Annotated in this window: 1 protein-coding gene; it reads left to right on the plus strand. The window is 65.0% G+C overall.

The features are described from left to right. Positions 1–80: 80 nt before the first annotated feature. A protein-coding gene (locus AWB94_RS29415; protein WP_095762103.1) for an IS3 family transposase occupies positions 81–1,219 on the plus strand; the annotation gives its coding sequence in 2 pieces (ribosomal slippage) (positions 81–351 and positions 351–1,219; 1,140 coding nt in all). Positions 1,220–1,248: the final 29 nt, after the last annotated feature.

Here is a 1,248-nt window from a genome sequence, read left to right on the forward strand (position 1 = left end):
TGAGGTGAGCCCTTCGTAGTGGTCCAGTCGTTGTGCGACTCTGTTGCCCGGTCTGCGGGCAAGGAAGAATCAACAACGACATGGCATCGAACAAGCGCCGGCGGCACACCCCGGACCAGATCATCCGCAAGCTCGCCGAGGGCAACAAGCTCCTTGCAGCGGGCCAGGAACTGAGCGAGGTGTGCCGACACCTAGAGATCGCGGAGTCGACGTGGCATCGCTGGCTTGCCCAGTACGGCGGCATGAAGGCCAACGACGCCAAGCGTCTCAAAGAACTCGAAGCCGAGAACGCCCGGCTCAAGAAGATGGTCGCCAACCAGGCCCTCGACATCGACATGCTCAAGGAGATCTCGGCGGGAAACTTCTGACCCCGAACCGCAAGCGCAGCGCCGTCACGGTGCTGCGCGAGCGGTTCGGGGTGTCTGAACGCCGCGCCTGCACGGTCGTGGGTCTGCACCGCTCCACGATGCGCCTGACGCCGGCGCCGATCGCCACCGAGGAGGCCGAGCTGCGGGCTTGGTTGCGCCGGTTCTCCACCGATCGACCTCGCTGGGGGTGGCGACGGGCAGCCAAGATGGCCCGCAAGGCCGGCTGGAAAGCCAACAACAAGCGCATCCGCCGGCTGTGGCGTGAAGAGGGCTTGCGGGTCCCACAGCGCCGCCGCAAGAAGCGGCTGACCGGCATCGGTGTCGCCGTGGGTGCGATGTCACCGATCCGCCCGAACGTGATCTGGGCGATGGACTTCCAGTTCGACACGACCGCCGATGGCCGCATCCTCAAGATGCTCAACGTCATCGACGAGTTCACCCGCGAAGCACTCGCGATTGAGGTCGACCGCGCCATCAACGCCGACGGCGTCGTCGACGTCTTGGATCGCCTGGCCCTCACCCACGGGGCGCCGCACTACGTGCGCTTCGACAACGGGCCCGAGTTCGTGGCCCACGCCGTGAGCGATTGGTGCCGATTCAACAGTGCCGGTTCCCTTTTCATTGATCCCGGCTCGCCGTGGCAGAACGCCTGGATCGAATCCTTCAACGGCCGCCTGCGTGATGAACTGCTCAACTCGTGGCGCTTCGACTCGCTTCTGGAGGCCCGGGTGATCATCGAGGACTGGCGCTGCGATTACAACGCCAACCGACCCCACTCCGCCCACGGCGAACTTACCCCAGCGGAGTTCGCTCTACAGTGGACCACGACCCACCAACCCCAAGTCGCATAGCGACTGGACCACCAAACGGGTCCCCCTCA

The sequence above is a fragment of the Mycolicibacterium canariasense genome (assembly GCF_002101555.1).
In the GTDB taxonomy this organism is placed as follows: Bacteria; Actinomycetota; Actinomycetes; order Mycobacteriales; family Mycobacteriaceae; genus Mycobacterium; species Mycobacterium canariasense.